This is a genomic window from Amycolatopsis taiwanensis DSM 45107, from assembly GCF_000519205.1.
In the GTDB taxonomy this organism is placed as follows: Bacteria; Actinomycetota; Actinomycetes; order Mycobacteriales; family Pseudonocardiaceae; genus Amycolatopsis_E; species Amycolatopsis_E taiwanensis.
This window is the reverse complement of sequence record NZ_JAFB01000005.1, coordinates 17292-32767: the sequence shown is the minus strand read 5'-3', so window position 1 is coordinate 32767 and position 15476 is coordinate 17292. Positions and strand designations below refer to the sequence as shown.

Here is a 15476-nt window from a genome sequence, read left to right as displayed (position 1 = left end):
CCTATACCACAGGTATATGTCATATACTCCAGGTCGTGTCGATCTGGACGGAACCCGCACCCCGCCAGCCTGGTCTCGACCGCGGCCGGATCGTCGAGGCCGCCATCGCGGTCGCGGACGACTCGGGCGCGGCGGCGGTCACGATGAAGGCGGTCGCGAACCGCCTGGACTGCACGGCGATGGCGTTGTACCGGCACGTGGGGCACAAGGACGGCCTGATCGACCTGATGCTCGACGCCGCGACCGCCGAAATCCCGCTCGCCGAGGGCGGTTGGCGCGTCGCCCTGCACACCCTGGCCTGGGAGACCCGAGCGATGATCAAGCGGCATCCCTGGTATGCCGAGTTGATCCACACGCGACCGCCGGCGGGCCCGCACCAGATGCGGAGGCTGGAGTTCATGCTGACGGTCCTGACCGAGCATGGCGCGACCTTGGCGGAGGCGATGACCCACGCCGCGATGCTCGACCGGCACGTTTATGGCACCGGCCTCCAGGAGGCGACCGAGGCCCGCTTCGCCACCGCGGAAGACCTCACCGCGCATTACGGGGTCATGGCCGAGATGCGAGAACGGGCCACCGGCACCTGCCCCAACCTGGCTCAGTGGTTGTCCGCGCCGAGCGGCCCGTCCCCGGACGAGCAGTTCGAGCTGGTCCTGGGCTTCCTCCTTGACGGCATCGCCACCCAGCTACCGGCCTAACGTCCCGGCGTGTCCCCGGCTCAAGCCCGCGTGTCCCCGCTCCAGGCATCCGAGTTCCGGCTTGGAGACACCGAAAGCCGAGTTCCGGCTTGGAGATATCGAAAGCGGGACACAGCCTCGGTCGGCTGTGTCCCGCGTGGGAGCGGTCAGCGCAGCGCGGGCGCCCAGAGTTCGTCGATTTCGCGTTCGGCGGCGGCGAGCCTTTCCTTGGCCAGTGGGATCAGTTCGGCCATGGCGGGATTGGTTTCCGCCAGCGTGAGTTCCGCGGTGACGAAGCGGGGCTCGAGGCCGGTCGGCGAAACTCCGTGCGACAGCCAGGTTTGCGCGTGGTCCCAGCCTTCGCGGGGCGTGCCGGCGCCGTAGCCTCCGCCGCGCGTCGCGATGACGATGAACTCCCGGCCGCCGAGCCGGCCCGCCCGCGTTTCGGGGTCGATCGTCAGCCCGGGCGCGATGAGGTGGTCCACCCACGCCTTGACGCTGCTCGGCGCGCCGTAGTTGTACAGCGGCAGGCCAAGCACGATCGTGTCGGCCTGCTTGACCTCGTTGACGATCTGCCGGCTCAGCGCCCATGACTCGGCCTGCTCCGGAGTGTGTTGCTCGGCCGGCACCAGCCGAGCCAGACCACCGGCGGAGTCCAGGTGCGGGAGCGGAGCGCTGCCCAGGTCGCGATAGGTGATGGTGCCGTCGGGGTGTGCGGCGCGCCAGTTCCGGACCGTACGGGCGGTGAGTTCCCGGCTGACCGAGTGGCCACCGTTGATGCTCGAGTCGATGTGCAACAAGTGCGTCATACGATCAGCATGGCATAGATGATTGGTGTAAGACAAGCTATCTATGCCACGTCTATAGCTGGGTCGAACTAGACTCGTGTCATGGCCACCTCGCCGGTCCCCAACCAGACGTCGTGCCGCTCTGGGCCGCTGCTGGACCATTTGGCACGCCGAGTGCGGCTTCGCGCCGAGTCGGTGCTGGCCCCGATGGGACTGCGGCCACGCCACCTCGTCGCGCTGACCCTGCTCCGGGACCGCGGTGGCAGCACTCAGCAGGGACTCGCGTCGATGCTGGAGATGGACGGGACGAACATTGTCGGGCTGCTCAACGACCTGGAAGCGATGAACCTGATCGAGCGGCGGCGCTCGCCGGAGGATCGTCGCCGGCATGTCGTCGTCCTCACCGACGCCGGCGCGAAGCAACTCGCCAAGGCCGAGATCGCGCTCGAGGCGGTGGAGGACGAAGTGCTCTGCGCTCTCGACCGCGAGCAGCGCGAGACCCTCTACGAGTTGCTCCAGCGAGCGGCCGCGGGAGCCGAGGTGATCTGCGTCGAGCCCGTCGAGGACTGACCGTACCGATCACACCAGAACAACCGCTTACTGAACCGGGAACTCAGCCGCCGGAACCCGGAACTCGCCTGCCCCAACCGAAAGTTCAGCGGGTTGGCGGTGGCCAGAGGACGCCGGCTGTGGAGAGTCCGGTGGCGCCGGGGTTTTTCCACAGCGGAGGTTGCTCCACGTGGCCGACGGTGATGTCGGCCGCGGCGACATAGTGGTGGCCGGGTTCGGGTCGGGTGGTGGCGGGGCCACACTCGGCAGTCTGGTCGACGGCGATGAGGGTGGCCTGGCAGTACCGCAACGTGTTGGTCAGGCGCTGGCCGGTGGTGACGTCGATGAGCCAGACGTGGATGGCCAGGTCGCTGATGGGCTCCTGGGCGGTGACCCGGACGAGATAGTGGAGGGCGTCGCCGGTGACCGAGATGCAGGGGTTGATCGTGGCGGGGCCTTTGGGACTCGCCCCGCGGCATTGCGATCTCCCGGCGAGGACGGTGCCCCCGTCGGTGGGGGTGCGGGCGGGTTCCGGAGCACGGCGGGTGTTTTCAGCGGCTGGTTCTGGCCCCGGTGGCGTGGCGGATGAGCCGGGACTGGCGCCGGCCTGGTCTGCATGATCGACAAGGTTGCTCGCGGCGAGCACGGTCACCGCCACAAGGGCCGCCGCGATGGCGGTCAGGGCCAGTCGGCGACGTCGACGGAGTGCCTTCGCCCCGCTTCGTTCCGGCTCGGGAAGCGGGGAGACGGACCCCGGTGTGGCGGGCCCGGGCTCCTCGTCGGCAGAGGTAGGGTCGTTCGAGGCCGCGGCAGACGTCGACGACTTTGGGGCGGACGTACCGGAGGCCTGGGCGGGTTGCCCGGGGAGGGCGGAGTGGTGGGCCGCGTTCTGGTAGTAGCGCACGACCTCACCCACCAGTTCCTTGGCCACCCAGTCACGGGTAGCGGAGTGGGCCAATTCGGGGTTGGTCTGGGCGTAGTCGACGCAGGCCCGCACGAAGGCTTCCGCGACATCAAGGGTGGGCAACACCTTCCCGGTGGCGGCGGAGCGCAGGCTGCTCTGGGAGTATCCCCGCCCGGTCCTCTTCGTCTCGTAGGAGAGCGCCTCGAACGAGGGGTCGCCGGCTTGTTCCCGCAACCCGCGTAGGTAGCCGGCGAGACGACCCAGCGGGCTGTCGGGGTCGGGGATCGGGCTCGGCGTTCGTCCGGCCCGCGGTCTCACCATGCGTTTTTCCTGATCATCCTGTGTTCAGCGAATAATCCGCGATTCCGCAACTGTCTGGATCAGTGTTCACATCTCGCCCGATCCTGGCAACACGCCCTCATCCTTCGAGTTGGCGTCGATTGATCGGCTGGATGGAGTTGGAGTTGTCACGGAAATGGTTGGTCCGCGCCGCGGTGGCACTGGCCGCGGTCGCCGTCGGGGTGGCGGTGGTGTTGTGGTTGCCCTCGGCGGAACGACCGGAGCCGCACGAGAAGCGAGCACCGGCACTGGCCTACGAACCGGGCGGGCCGGTTCCGGCTGCGGCGGCACGGGCCGCCGACACGCTGACCACCGACGACGAGCGGGCCCAGCGGTCGGCACTGCTCCCCGAGTCGGACGCGGTGTTTCCGCCTGGACGGCTGTTTCCCGTCGGGACCGTGTTGCGTTTGGACGATGGCGGCTGGCACGAGCGGAACGGGTACGCCAACGCGACCGGGGAACTGAGGGTGCCGGGCAAGCCCGCGCGGAAGGTCTTCGTCGGCTTCGCCGAGCGGGACGGCTCCTGGCGCGTGGTCTTCATGCAGGTGACGTCGTGACCGGGGTACTCGTCCGGCTTCTCACCGTCCTCGCCCTGACCGCGGCGCTGGTTGTCCAGCCGTGGACCGCGCCGGAGGCGCCGGCCGCCGAACCTTGTGCCTCCGAGACGGTCCGGAGGGTGGCCGGCGGCGCGCTCGGCGAGAGCACCCCGGTGCTGTTCGTGCACGGCATCAACAGCGACGCGACGACCTGGAACGTGCCCGAGCGGAATCCGATCACCCACCAGATCGCGGCCAAGGTCGGGGAGACCTCGGTCTGGACCTTCGACTACCGCAAGGCCCAGCCGGCCTGGGTGACCGACCAGCGCATCGGTCCCGCGCTGGCCGAGGCGATCAGCTGTCTTTCCCGCGCCTCCGGGGCCAGGGTGGTGGTCGTCGCGCACTCCATGGGCGGCCTCGCCACGCAGTTGGCGGTGTCCGAGGACGATCCGCGCGGTGGCAAGGTGGGGGACCGGGTCGCCGAAGTGATCACCCTGGGCACGCCGTTCCGGGGTTCGCGCCTGCTGTCCATGGTGCGCCACGCCATCTCGCCCGGGCTGCTGTTTGTCTTGCGGGCCGGTCCGGCCTCCGCCGTGGTCCTGGTCGGTCTGTACGCGATACTCGGCATCTGCGCGGGGGATACCGGAGGCGACGGCAGCAGGTGCAGCCTCATCAGTGTGCCCGAGAGTGCACAGGCGGAAGCCCTGGAGTTCGACTCCGACGCGATCACGGCACTTCCACCGTGGCCGGAGAAACTGCCGGTGTTCGCGATCGCCGGCGACATCTGGGTGCGGGGGCCGCTCGGTGACGCGGTGCCGGCCCCGTGGGAGGTGGGTGACATTGCGGTCACCCTGGACTCGGCGACCGCGCACAGCACCGCAGGCTCGCCGTTCGTGGTGCGGTGCGAGGAGAACGTCCTGGACGCGTTGAACAGCCCGTGCGCGCATACCGAGTTGCAGCAACATCCCGCGATCATCGACAAGGTGGTCGAGCGGGTACGCCGGATCGTCGACGGGCCCTCGCTGGCCTGGGCCACCACCGGCGAGGTGCGGGTGCGCCATCCCAGCGGCGAATATCAGATCGCGACGATTCCGCCAGGCGCGCAGGCCGTGCAGCTGGCCTGGTCCGGCAGTGGGCGGCGGCTGGCGTGGGTCACCGAGCGTCCGGACGGCCGGCAGCGACTGTTCCTCGCCGACACCGAGGATCGCGTGGTCCGGTCCTGGGACTGTGGGTGGTGCCAGCCCATCGCGTTTCACGGGGAGACCTTGCTGTCCGCGGGGAGCGGAGGTGGGGACTTCTCGATGGACCTGCTCGCCTATCCGGACGACGGTGGGGCGGCCGTGCCGTTCCGGATCACGGGGTTGCCGCCGATCGATTTCGAGCAGTGCACCGGCCCCTGCGGGGTCGGCCTGCTCGGCGGCACCGGTGATCCCGAGGGATTGATCATCACCTACACCGCGCTGGGTGGGGGAAACTTTGGCGGCGTCGACGCGTTATACCGAGTCGACAGCAAGGGCGAGGCGCACTACCTCGCTGCCGCCGAGGGCAGCGGCCCGCCGACGGGCCTGGCGGTCAGCCCGGATGGCCGGCGGCTCGCCTATCTCGCCTTCACGCATCTCGGGGCCTGTGCGGAGTCGACTTCGGCCGCGGTGGTCGACCTGGACGACGGTGACAGTGCGGAATCCGTGCTGCCCGACGGTGGCCGCGAAGTTCAGGCGATCTCCGCCTGGTTCGACTCGTCCGGCACCGCGTACGGGTCCTTCGCCGCAAGCGAGGCGTGTGACACGCCACCGGCGCCCTCCGGCGTCCGGGTGTTTCGGGAGGAGGCCGGGCGCGCCTGGACCGCGGTACCCGACTCCGCGCTGGCCAGGGCCTACACCGACAACGGCTGGGCGGCGACCCTGGTGGGCGAGCGCCGGCCCGGCACGCTCATGCTGAGCCGGCGCACCGCCTCGTTCGAGATCGCCAAGAACGTCACCGCGTTCGCCTGGGGACCGCGACGCTAACGTCGCGGTCAGCGGGCGAGCAGGTCGATCACGCCGGTGGTGTCCTCGTTGCCGTGGCCACCGGCGAGACGGCGCTCCATCAGGTCGAGATACGGGGTGATCAGCTCCGGACTGATCCCCTGCTCCTCGGCCGTGCGGAGCAGGGTCTGGCTCCCCGCGACCTGCATGGCCAGGTTGGACGCGACGCCCTCGGTGTAGTCGCCGCTGTCGAGTTGCGCGGCGGTCTGGTGCACGGAGGAGGTCATGGCGGTGAGCCAGTCGACGAGCCGGCCGGCGAGGTCCGTGGGTCGGATGTCCTCCTTGCGGATCAGCGCGAAGGCGTGCGCCACCCCGGCGAACATGCCATACATCGCACTGAGCAAGGCCACGTCGTGGAGGGCGGCGAAACCGGGGTCTTCGCCCACGTAGACGGTGTCGGCGGGGACGGCCAGGGCAGCCCGGTGGGTGTCGAACAGTTCGCGCGAGCCGCTGTAGAAGACGTAGCCGTGTGGCGTGCCGATCATCGGCGGGACGGCCATGATCCCGCCATCCAGGAACCGAGCGCCCCGCGCCTGAGCCCACTCGGCGAGGGCACGGGCCTGCGCGGGGCTGCTCGTGGTGAGGTTGACCAGGTCTTTGCCCTGGAGATCGGCCTCGCTCAACGCGTCGCGGACGCTGGCGTCGTCGAGCAGGCATATCACCGTGAGGCCCTTGGCGGCGATCGCCTCCGCGGCGGTGGCGGCGACCGTCGCGCCTTCGGCGGCGAGCGACTCGGCGCGGGAGGCGGTGCGGTTCCATACGGTGAGCGGGTGCCCGGCGGCAAGCCACGCGCGGGCAAGGGCGGTGCCCATGGCACCGAGCCCGAGCAAGGTGACGGGTTCAGCGGTGTTGTTCATGGCCATCAGACTTGCCCGAGGCGCGGGAACGAACAAGTACGCACTTTGAAGTGGGGCACTTACACCGAGGTAAGTTGAACGTCCTATGTAGACTGTCTGCTTCGGCCGGGCTCGCCCGGCCGACGAAGAGCCTTCACCAGGACCAGTTGACGTCGTGCGTCCGGCTCTTCGCTGCCCTGGAAACCGTGGCGCTCGTACAACGCGCGGGCCGCGCGGTTGCTGTCCATCACCGACAACCGGAGCGTCGCGGCTCCGGATCGCCGTGCCCAGCGCACGATCTCCTCGACCAACCGGTCCCCGACCCCACGGCCACGGGCGGCGGGACCGACTCACAGGGAGATCAGCTCCACGACCCCCTCGCCGATGGGCACCCCGCTCACCATCCCGAGTGGACGGTCGCCGGCGAGTGCGATGACGTTGTGGGAGCCCGGGATCGCGAGCCGGGCACGCCAGCGTTCCTCCCGGTCGCCATTCCCTTGCCAGTCCGCCAGCGTCGCCTCGAACGCCTGCGGCGCCTCGGTCAGTGCCGCCAACCGCAGTTCGCGCCACAGCCGCCAGTCGTCCGGTCCCAGCACGCGCAGTTCGACCATGGCCCGCTACCGGCCCGCAGACGGCGCGGTGCGCCGCAGCCAGAACAGGCCGATCACCGGCAGCACCAGCGGAATGAACAGGTAGCCCTCGCCATACACCGACCACACGGTGGCCTCCGGGAAGGCCGCCCGGTCGAACACGCTCAGGGTGCCGATGGTCAGCACGCCGACGAACTCGACGGTGCAGGCCGCCACGGCGAGCCGCCACCAGGTGCGCCCGGACCGGGCCAGCGCGACGGTCGCCACCACGTAGACGACCGCGGAGAACGCGGACAACGCGTAGGCCACCGGCGCCTGGTGGAAATTCGTGGCGATCTGCACGCCCGCCCGCGAGGTGGCGGCCAGCGCGAAGATCGCATACACGGCGACCAGTACGCGGCCGGGGCCGCTCGCGGTGGCTCGTGGTGTGGTGTCCGCCTTGTCTTCCCCGGCGTCTCCGGACGTTTCGTCAGGCATGTGTACCGCTCCAAACCTGGTACAGCCGCAACACCATCACCGGGATCGCCACGCAGGTGATGCCGAGCACCACCGTGCTCGACCGGCTCCGCTCGGCCAGCGCCCACACCGTGCCTGCCGGCACCACGAGCAGCGACCCGATGAGGTAGGCGAGGTAGGTCACGAGCGAACCCGGGTGTTGCCCGGAGATCAGCAGCACGATCCCGATGACCAATTGGGCGACCAGCAGCGTCTCGACCACCGCGAGACCGGCCAGCAAGGCCCGCTGTGGTTCCCGGCCGCGTGCCGCGAGCACGAAGCTCCAGCCGGCCACGACCAGGGAACTCACCGCGACCGCCACCGAAAAACCCGTGATCACCGTTCCTCCGACCGCGTTCGCCCGGCGCTGCCAAGACAATTACCGATTACTGTCGGAGCATTATAGGCGGTCACGAAAAACCGTTTCAGCCGGGTCTATTTACGATAACTTATTCGTATGCATGATCGAAATTGACCAGCGCTGGTTACCGTGGGGTCGGCGTTCGATACAACCTGTCACTTGACTGGCTTAACGATCATTGCTTACCTTGACTCATCACGCACGAGGAGAGTTGGACCGTCGCCCAGGTGGTGGTCCGGGTATTGGTCGAGGCCGGTGTCAGGCGCGCATACACCGTGCCCGGAGACTCCTTTCTCGAGTTGCTCGATGCCTGCCAGTTCGAGCCGAAGCTGTCCCTGGTGACCGCCCGCAGCGAGGCCGGGACGGCGTTCATGGCCGAAGCCGAGGGCAAGCTGCGCGACGTGCCCGCCCTGCTGCTGGGTGCCCGCGGCCCGGGCGCGATCAGCCTGCTGGCCGGGGTGCACACCGCGTACCAGGACGAGACGCCGATGGTCGTGCTTCTCGGCGCGCGGCCCGCGCTGAACCTCACCGGTGGCGTGCCCGACGAACCCGACCTGATCGAGTCGTTCCGCCCGTACGCGAAGTGGGTCGCCCGTGCCGGGACCGCCGTCGAAACGCCCGGTTTGATCGCCGAGGCACTGGCCGAGGCGCAGACCGGCCGCCGCGGCCCGGCCGTGCTCGCCGTGCCCACGGACTTCTGGGTCGCGCCCTTCGACGGTCCGGTCCCGGTGCCCGCGATCACCCCCGACCGCGCCGGAGCGCTGCTGCGCTCGGCCGACGAGGTCGCCGCGCTGCTGGCGGATTCCCGTTACCCGGTGGCGATCGCGGGTAGCCGGGCCCGCCCCGCGCGAGAGGAGCTCATCGCGGTGGCGGACAAGCTCGGGCTGTCGGTGTACAACGCTTTCCGGCGGCAGGACGCCTTCCCGGAGAACCACGCCCGGTACGCCGGTCACCTCGGCATCGGTATCCCGTCCCGGCAGCTCGACGCGCTCGACCGGGCCGATCTGGTGTTGTCGGTCGGCGCGCAGCTCGACGAGGTCACCACGCAGAACTACCGCTATCCGCTGCCGTCGCAGACGCTGGTCCTGATCGGCTCCGGCGTTCCCGCGCCGTTGCGCAGCGGGCTCACCTTCCGCATCGACTGCGAGATCGGCCCGTTCCTGCGTGAACTGAGCGGGATCGCCGAGCCGCGCACGCGGCGCAGTTCGGCGGCCAACGCGGTCACGCACACCTTCATGACACCACCGGACACTCGCGGCAACGCGCTGGTGCATCCGGCCGAGGTGGTGCGCGCGGTGCGCAAGGTCGTCCCGGAAAAGACCGTGGTCACCGTCGATTCCGGTAGCTTCGCCAGGTTCGTGCAGCGCTACTGGTGCTTCACCGAGCCGAACACGCAGCTCGGGCCGGCCGACCGGACGCTGGGCTACGCCGTGCCCGCCGCGATCGCCGCGAAGCTCGCTTCGCCGAAGCGCACGGTGGTCGCGATGGTCGCGGACAACAGCATGATGATCACCGGGCCGGAGATCGAGACGGCGGTGCGCTACCGGGCGCCGATCATCGTGGTGGTCGTGCAGAACGGGCTCTTCGGCGAGGTCGCGATGCACCAGGCGCGGACCCACGGCCGGCTGTCCGGGGTCTCGCTCGGCGCGGTCGACTTCGCGGCCTGGGCGCGCACCTTCGGCGCCGTGGGGTACACCATCGAGTCGCCTGAACAGCTCGAACCGACGATCAGCCGGGCGCTGCACCACCAGCGGCCGACCGTGATCGACGTGCGCACCGACCCCGACGTGATCGACCCGGACGTCCGGCTGTCCGCGCTGTTCCATACCGATCGTTCCGGCTGAGCCGAATGATGCTGCCGAACACAACGTGTTTCTGTGATGTAACCCGTCAATAACGCCTTCGCGAAGATTTCCGTCCGGAATCGCGGGCGGCCGCGTGGCCCGGCTTTCGGTCGGGACGTTATTCAAAAATGAGATGACCGCCCGAGGTAATGCCCGGCGACGCTGCCTTGTGGGGGCACTGCCCCCACACCCCGACTGGGCGGAACCCCCAGACCCCCCCGCACGTGGGCGGGGAGGCAGGCCGCCGTCGTTGCCAACCGCCGGCCGGCAACGGATGTCACCCCCAGACCCCCGCAAACGTTCTGAATGAGAGCGTCCGGTTCCGGCCAGGAGGCGTTGGCTCGTCAAGGGGACTCGGATACCTTCTTGCCAGTGGTGATTGCGCGAGGGGTGGAACCAATGACTTCAACGGTGGTGCGGCCGGCTGCGCCGAACGGGCCGGCGCCGGAGCCTGGAGTTCCAACGCCACCACCGGAAACCGCCCGGTCGGGGCTTGCCGGCCTGCTCGACCTGCCCGCCGCCGCGGTCCGCGGGGTGGTCCGTTCCGCGCGGACCACGCCGGGCCTGCTCACCCTGATCGCGGTCGGGCTGGTGGCGCTCACCCTGCTCACCGGGGTCGTCGGCTCCATCATGGCCCAGCAGAAGAAGAACACGACCGAGGACCTGATCAGCCACCGCGAGCCGCTGACCGCCGCCGCGCAGGAGGTCTACCGCTCCCTCTCCGACGCCGACGCCACCGCGTCCATCGCCTTCCTGATCACCGGGCCCGAGCCGGCCGAGCTGCGTGGCCGCTACGACGCCGACATCGCCCGCGCCGGCTCGGCGCTGGCCAGGGCCGCCCAGGAAGCCACCGGCGACGCGGCCGACAAGGTCAACCTCATCAGCCAGCAGCTACCGGCCTACACGGGCCTGGTGGAGCGGGCGCGGGCCAACAACCTGCAGGGCTACCCGGTCGGTGCGGCCTACCTGCAGGAGGCGTCGAACCTGATGCGCACGAAGATCCTCGACGCCGCGGGCACTCTGTACCAGCTCGATGTCGCCGAGTTGGAGGCACAGCAGAGCGACGCCAGCAGCATTCCCTGGTTCACGGCGGTGCTGCTGCTCGCCTCGCTCGCCGCGCTCGTAGTCACCCAGCGCTACCTGACCCGACGCACCAACCGCTTGCTCAACGTCGGCCTGGTGGTGGCGACCGTGGCGATGGGGCTCGTCCTGCTGTGGGGCTCGGCCGCGCTGGTCGTGCAGGGCCTGCTGGTGGGCAGCGGCCGGGACGACGGCAGCCACCCGGTCGACGTGCTGATCCAGGCCCGTGGCGCGGCCGTGCAGGCCCGCGGGGACGAGACCCTGACCCTGGTCTCCCGCGGCGGTGGTGCGGAGTACGAAACGACTTTCCAGCAGCTCGCACCGATGTTCACCAACATGCTCCACGAGGCGAAGGGGCTGCTCGACGGCGAGGCCGCCAACCAGGTGCAGACCGCCATCGACAACGCCGACAAATGGCTGTCCACGCACAAGGAAGTGCGGGCTAAGGACGACGGGGGCGACTATGTGGACGCGGTCAAGGATGCCGTCGACCCGTCGCGGCCGAACAACGCGGAGACGTTGTTCTCCAACCTGGACACGGCGCTGGGCAAGGCGATCGATAACGGCCGGCAGACGTTCGTCGACAAGACCAACGAGGGCGAGAACGCTTTGATACTGCTGGCTCCGGGCGTTGCGGCACTCACGTTGGTCGCCGCGGGCGGCGTGACCATCGGGATCCGGGACCGGTTGAGGGAGTACCGCTGATGAGACGTGTTACCGGCACTGCGCGAGTTCTCGGTCTGTTCGCCGCCGTCGCCTTTTTCGCCGCGGCCTGCGGTAGCTCGCGCACCCCGGTGGATCCGGCGTCGATCGGCAACGTGCAGGCGCCCCTGCCGGCCAGTGTCAACACCGCGCCGCCTCCTGCCAACGGCCAGGCCGCGACCGACTGCGACACCCGCAGTCTCGCGCCGAGTTCGGCCATCCCGGCGGGTTCCACGATGGCCGAGATCAAGCAGCGGGGCCGCCTGATCGCCGGAGTCGATTCGAGCACCTTCCTGTTCGGGTTCCTCGACCCGGCCAAGGGCGATTTCGAAGGCTTCGACATCGACATCGTCAAGCAGATCGCGAACGCGCTGTTCGGGGACTGGCGCGACCACGTCCAGTGGAAGGCCATCCCGTCCTCCAGCCGGGAGGACATGCTGACCAGCGGCCAGGTCGACATCGTGGTTCGCACCTACAGCATCACCTGCGACCGGTTGCAGAAGGTCAACTTCTCCTCGACCTACTACGTCGCGGGCCAGCGGGTGCTGGTACAGAAGTCCAAGGGCTTCCGGGGCCTGGCCGACCTGCGCGACAAGAAGGTGTGCTCGGCCCAGGATTCCACCTCCTTGACAAACCTTGCGAAAGCCCCGGAGCGGCCGATTCCGGTGTCGGTCCGGAACTGGGCGGACTGCCTGGTCATGCTCCAGCAGGGGCAGGTGGACGCGGTTTCCACCGACGACACGATCCTGGCCGGGATGGCCCGGCAGGACCCGAACCTCGAGGTGGTCGGCCCCCGGCTCACCGAGGAAGATTATGGAGTGGGGATTCCCAAGGGACACGAGGACATGGTCCGTTACGTGAACTACGTCCTGGACAACGTGCGCAACGGCAACGCGTGGCGACAAAGCTACAGCGCCTGGCTTTCAGAACTCGGCTCGGCTTCGCCGCCGTCCGTGACGTATCGGTGAGGGGGACGAAATGTCGGAAGAGCCACGCCGGCCGCGGCACGCGGCGCCGGACGACGAATCGGTTTCCAGTCAGCTGGACGAGGAGAGGGGCACCGGCTGGACCCGGTCGATCGCGGAGCTGACCGGCTCGCAGGAGCCGCCATCACCCCCGCAATCCTCGCCACCCCCACAGCCGCCGCAGGCCCCGCAGTCGCCGCCGCCCCCGCAGGCCCCGCCATCCCGGGCGAGCCAGGCGCAGCCCGTTCCGCCGAGGCCCGGACAGCCGGTCGGCCGGCCCGTCCCGCCGGCGCGGCCGCCCGCCCCGGCGCAGCGCCCGGCTCCGCCTGTTCCGGCTGCTCAGCTCGGCGCGCCCGGGGCGGACCAGGTGCAGGTGACCAGTGTGCTCGCCAGCCCCGCGCCGCCGACCCAGAGCATCATGCCGCCCGCGCCGCCGCCCGCGCAGAGCGTCGAACTGCCCGATCCGGGTACCGAAAGCGTGCTGCCGGACAGCATCAGCGGCAGCGTGCCCGTGCCCGGCACGGGTAGCGGCACCGGCACCGGCAGCGGAACCGGCTCGTTTCCCGGTACCTCCCGGCGCACCGGACGGAGTCGCTCTGGGCGCGGGCGGCTGGGTGCGGGCCTGGTCGAGGTGCCGCCGGTGCCCTACCGCGACCCGGCGTCCGCGGTGCTTGCCAATCCGATGGTGTCGGAGGAGAAACGCTTCTGCGGCCAGTGCTCGGCGAAGGTCGGCCGGGGCGACGCCGGACCCGAAGGCGTGTGCGAGAAGTGCGGCACGTCGTACTCGTTCATGGCGAAGCTGCACCGGGGCGATCTCGTCGGCGGGCAGTACGAGGTCCTGGGCGCGATCGCCTACGGCGGCCTCGGCTGGATCTACCTGGCGCAGGACCTCAACGTCAACAATCGCTGGGTCGTCCTCAAAGGACTGATCGACACCGGGGATGCGAACGCGGTCGCCGCGGCGGTCAACGAGACCCGGTTCCTGTCCGAGGTCGAGCACCCGAACATCGTCAAGATCTACAACTTCGTGCAGCATCCCGATCCCAAGACCGGCCATTCCGTCGGCTACATCGTGATGGAGTACATCGGCGGGCAGTCGCTGCGGCAGATCGCGCTGGAACACCATCGGAAGAGCGGCCGCCCCGACCCGCTGCCGATCGGCCAGGTCATCGCCTACGGCCTGGAAATCCTGCCCGCGATGGGCTATCTGCACAGCCAGAACCTGCTCTACTGCGATCTCAAGCCGGACAACGTGATCCAGACCCGCGAGCAGCTCAAGCTGATCGACATGGGTGCGGTGCGCCACATGGACGACTACAGCAGCCCGCTGTTCTTCACCACCGGTTACGCGGCGCCGGAACTGGCCCGGCAGGGCGCTTCGGTGGCTTCGGACCTCTACACCGTCGGGCGCACGCTCGCCGTGCTGAGCTTCGAGTTCAACGGCTACACGACGAAGTACAAGGAGCAGTTGCCCACGCCCGACGAGGTGCCGCTGTTCAAGCTTTTCGGCTCCTACTACCGGTTCCTGAAGCGGGCCACGCATCCCGATCCGGACCGCCGCTTCATCACCGCCGAGGACATGCACGACCAGCTCGCCGGGGTGCTGCGCGAGATCATCGCCATGGGCACGGGAAAGCCCCGGCCGGGCGCGTCCACCGTCTTCGGTCCGGAGTCGAACGCCTTCGGGGTGGACCTCGTCGTGCCGGAAACCCGTGGCGCGGCGGGCAACGGGAAGCCGGAGGCGGCCGTTGGAGTGCCGGACCGGGTCGAGGTGGTGAGCGGCCTGCCGATCCCGCAGGTCGACACCAGCGACGCCGGTGCCGGCGTGCTGGCCACCACGACCGCGCTGGACCCGCAGGGCGCGATCGGCGCACTGGCCAATGCGCCCAAGCAGTCGATCGAAGTGCGCCTGCGGATCGTCCGCGCCAGGATCGAGCTGGGCGAGCTGGCCGAGGCGAGACGGCAACTGCAGGCCGCGCAGTACCTGGCCATCCGCGCCGGCTACCCGCACGACTGGCGGATCGACTGGCACCGCGGGCTGATCGAGCTGGCCGAGGGGCGGCACCAGCGAGTCGCGCAGATGGCGTTCGAGGCGGTCTACGACGACCTGCCGGGCGAGATCGCGCCGAAGCTCGCGCTCGCGGTGAGCGCGGAGGGGGTCGGCGACTACTTCGCCGCGTCGCGCCTGTACGAGCTCGTGTGGCGGACCGACCGGTCCTACGTCAGCGCGGCGTTCGGCCTGGCACGGGTGTATCTGGCGCAGGGCGCGCGATCCAGCGCGATCGAGGTGCTGGAGTCGGTGCCCTCGTCCTCGACGCACTTCACCGCCGCTCAGGTGGCCGCGATCAAGATCAGGACAACCGCGACGGCGAACGGCACGGTGTCGGAACGCGACCTCGCGGATGCCGGCGCCCGGCTGGATCGGCTCAACAACCTGGACGCCGAACGCCGGCTGGCGCTGTCCATCGAGATTCTGGAAGCCGCCTTCAACTGGGTGAGCTCGGCCCCGCCCGGCTACCGCACGGCGGCCACGCTGCTCGGCTGTGCCCTGGCGGAACGCGACATCAGGTTCGGCCTGGAACGCTGCTACCGCTCCCTGGCCCGGCTGGCCGGCACCGCGACGGACCGGATCGCCCTGGTGGACCGCGCCAACGCGATCCGCCCCCGCACGCTGACCTGATCACGCCGGCCCGATCCGGTTCCGCTAGGTGGTTTTCAACGCGGCGAAGCCGCTTGCGGTGAGGCCGTCACCTTGTCACCGTCTCAGGTTCCGCTACCCGCACCGC

The 15476-nt window shown here is 69.5% G+C and carries 14 protein-coding genes and 1 pseudogene; 8 read left to right on the top strand and 7 right to left on the bottom strand.

Going from position 1 to position 15476, the window contains the following annotated elements:
* The first annotated feature begins 35 nt into the window (after positions 1-35).
* Positions 36-698: a TetR/AcrR family transcriptional regulator C-terminal domain-containing protein gene (locus A3CU_RS0104910; RefSeq protein WP_027941326.1), complete on the top strand. Its 663-nt coding sequence runs from the start codon at positions 36-38 to the stop codon at positions 696-698.
* Positions 699-844: 146 nt separating this feature from the next.
* On the opposite strand, the gene A3CU_RS0104905 is transcribed toward A3CU_RS0104910, so the two are convergent.
* Complete coding sequence (locus A3CU_RS0104905) at positions 845-1486, bottom strand: FMN-dependent NADH-azoreductase (protein ID WP_027941325.1); 642 nt, start codon at positions 1484-1486, stop codon at positions 845-847.
* A gap of 81 nt (positions 1487-1567) precedes the next feature.
* Between A3CU_RS0104905 and A3CU_RS0104900 the strand changes: the two genes are divergently transcribed.
* Complete coding sequence (locus A3CU_RS0104900; protein ID WP_027941324.1) at positions 1568-2035, top strand: MarR family winged helix-turn-helix transcriptional regulator; 468 nt, start codon at positions 1568-1570, stop codon at positions 2033-2035.
* A gap of 85 nt (positions 2036-2120) precedes the next feature.
* Here the strand turns inward: A3CU_RS0104900 and A3CU_RS43465 are convergent, their stop codons facing one another.
* The gene (locus A3CU_RS43465) at positions 2121-3239 is read right to left on the bottom strand and encodes a helix-turn-helix domain-containing protein (RefSeq protein ID WP_043840643.1); all 1119 of its coding nucleotides are present in this window, start codon (positions 3237-3239) and stop codon (positions 2121-2123) included.
* A gap of 143 nt (positions 3240-3382) precedes the next feature.
* Here A3CU_RS43465 and A3CU_RS0104890 point away from each other — a divergent pair, with 143 nt between their 5' ends.
* Positions 3383-3814: a hypothetical protein gene (locus A3CU_RS0104890; RefSeq protein ID WP_156960236.1), complete on the top strand. Its 432-nt coding sequence runs from the start codon at positions 3383-3385 to the stop codon at positions 3812-3814.
* Positions 3811-5799: an esterase/lipase family protein gene (locus A3CU_RS0104885; RefSeq protein WP_027941322.1), complete on the top strand. Its 1989-nt coding sequence runs from the start codon at positions 3811-3813 to the stop codon at positions 5797-5799. Before A3CU_RS0104890 ends, A3CU_RS0104885 begins: the two co-directional genes overlap by 4 nt.
* 8 nt (positions 5800-5807) lie before the next feature.
* Here the strand turns inward: A3CU_RS0104885 and A3CU_RS0104880 are convergent, their stop codons facing one another.
* From A3CU_RS0104880 to A3CU_RS0104865, 5 genes and pseudogenes are all read right to left on the bottom strand, one after another.
* Positions 5808-6674, bottom strand: a complete 867-nt coding sequence (locus tag A3CU_RS0104880) for an NAD(P)-dependent oxidoreductase (RefSeq protein ID WP_425388222.1) — start codon at positions 6672-6674, stop codon at positions 5808-5810.
* Between the two features lie 83 nt (positions 6675-6757).
* Positions 6758-6991, bottom strand: a pseudogene (locus tag A3CU_RS55540) (GNAT family N-acetyltransferase); the annotation flags it as partial.
* 12 nt (positions 6992-7003) lie between these two features.
* A complete protein-coding gene (locus tag A3CU_RS53850) occupies positions 7004-7264 on the bottom strand; it encodes a hypothetical protein (RefSeq protein WP_211246348.1) in 261 nt (86 codons plus the stop codon).
* 6 nt (positions 7265-7270) lie between these two features.
* Positions 7271-7720: a hypothetical protein gene (locus A3CU_RS0104870; RefSeq protein ID WP_027941320.1), complete on the bottom strand. Its 450-nt coding sequence runs from the start codon at positions 7718-7720 to the stop codon at positions 7271-7273.
* Positions 7713-8078: a hypothetical protein gene (locus A3CU_RS0104865; RefSeq protein WP_027941319.1), complete on the bottom strand. Its 366-nt coding sequence runs from the start codon at positions 8076-8078 to the stop codon at positions 7713-7715. The genes A3CU_RS0104870 and A3CU_RS0104865 overlap by 8 nt, the downstream gene beginning before the upstream one ends.
* A gap of 248 nt (positions 8079-8326) precedes the next feature.
* Here A3CU_RS0104865 and A3CU_RS0104860 point away from each other — a divergent pair, with 248 nt between their 5' ends.
* The 4 genes from A3CU_RS0104860 to A3CU_RS0104845 all read left to right on the top strand — a co-directional run bounded on the left by A3CU_RS0104860 (position 8327) and on the right by A3CU_RS0104845 (position 15370).
* Positions 8327-9943 (top strand): thiamine pyrophosphate-binding protein, encoded by a 1617-nt coding sequence (locus A3CU_RS0104860; RefSeq protein WP_245616878.1) that lies wholly within the window; start codon positions 8327-8329, stop codon positions 9941-9943.
* Between the two features lie 399 nt (positions 9944-10342).
* On the top strand, positions 10343-11728 hold the full coding sequence (locus tag A3CU_RS0104855; RefSeq protein WP_027941317.1) for a hypothetical protein: 1386 nt from the start codon (positions 10343-10345) through the stop codon (positions 11726-11728).
* Positions 11728-12693 (top strand): glutamate ABC transporter substrate-binding protein, encoded by a 966-nt coding sequence (locus A3CU_RS0104850; protein WP_052371456.1) that lies wholly within the window; start codon positions 11728-11730, stop codon positions 12691-12693. The genes A3CU_RS0104855 and A3CU_RS0104850 overlap by 1 nt, the downstream gene beginning before the upstream one ends.
* Positions 12694-12703: 10 nt before the next feature.
* A complete protein-coding gene (locus A3CU_RS0104845; protein WP_027941315.1) occupies positions 12704-15370 on the top strand; it encodes a serine/threonine-protein kinase in 2667 nt (888 codons plus the stop codon).
* The last annotated feature ends 106 nt before the right edge of the window (positions 15371-15476 follow it).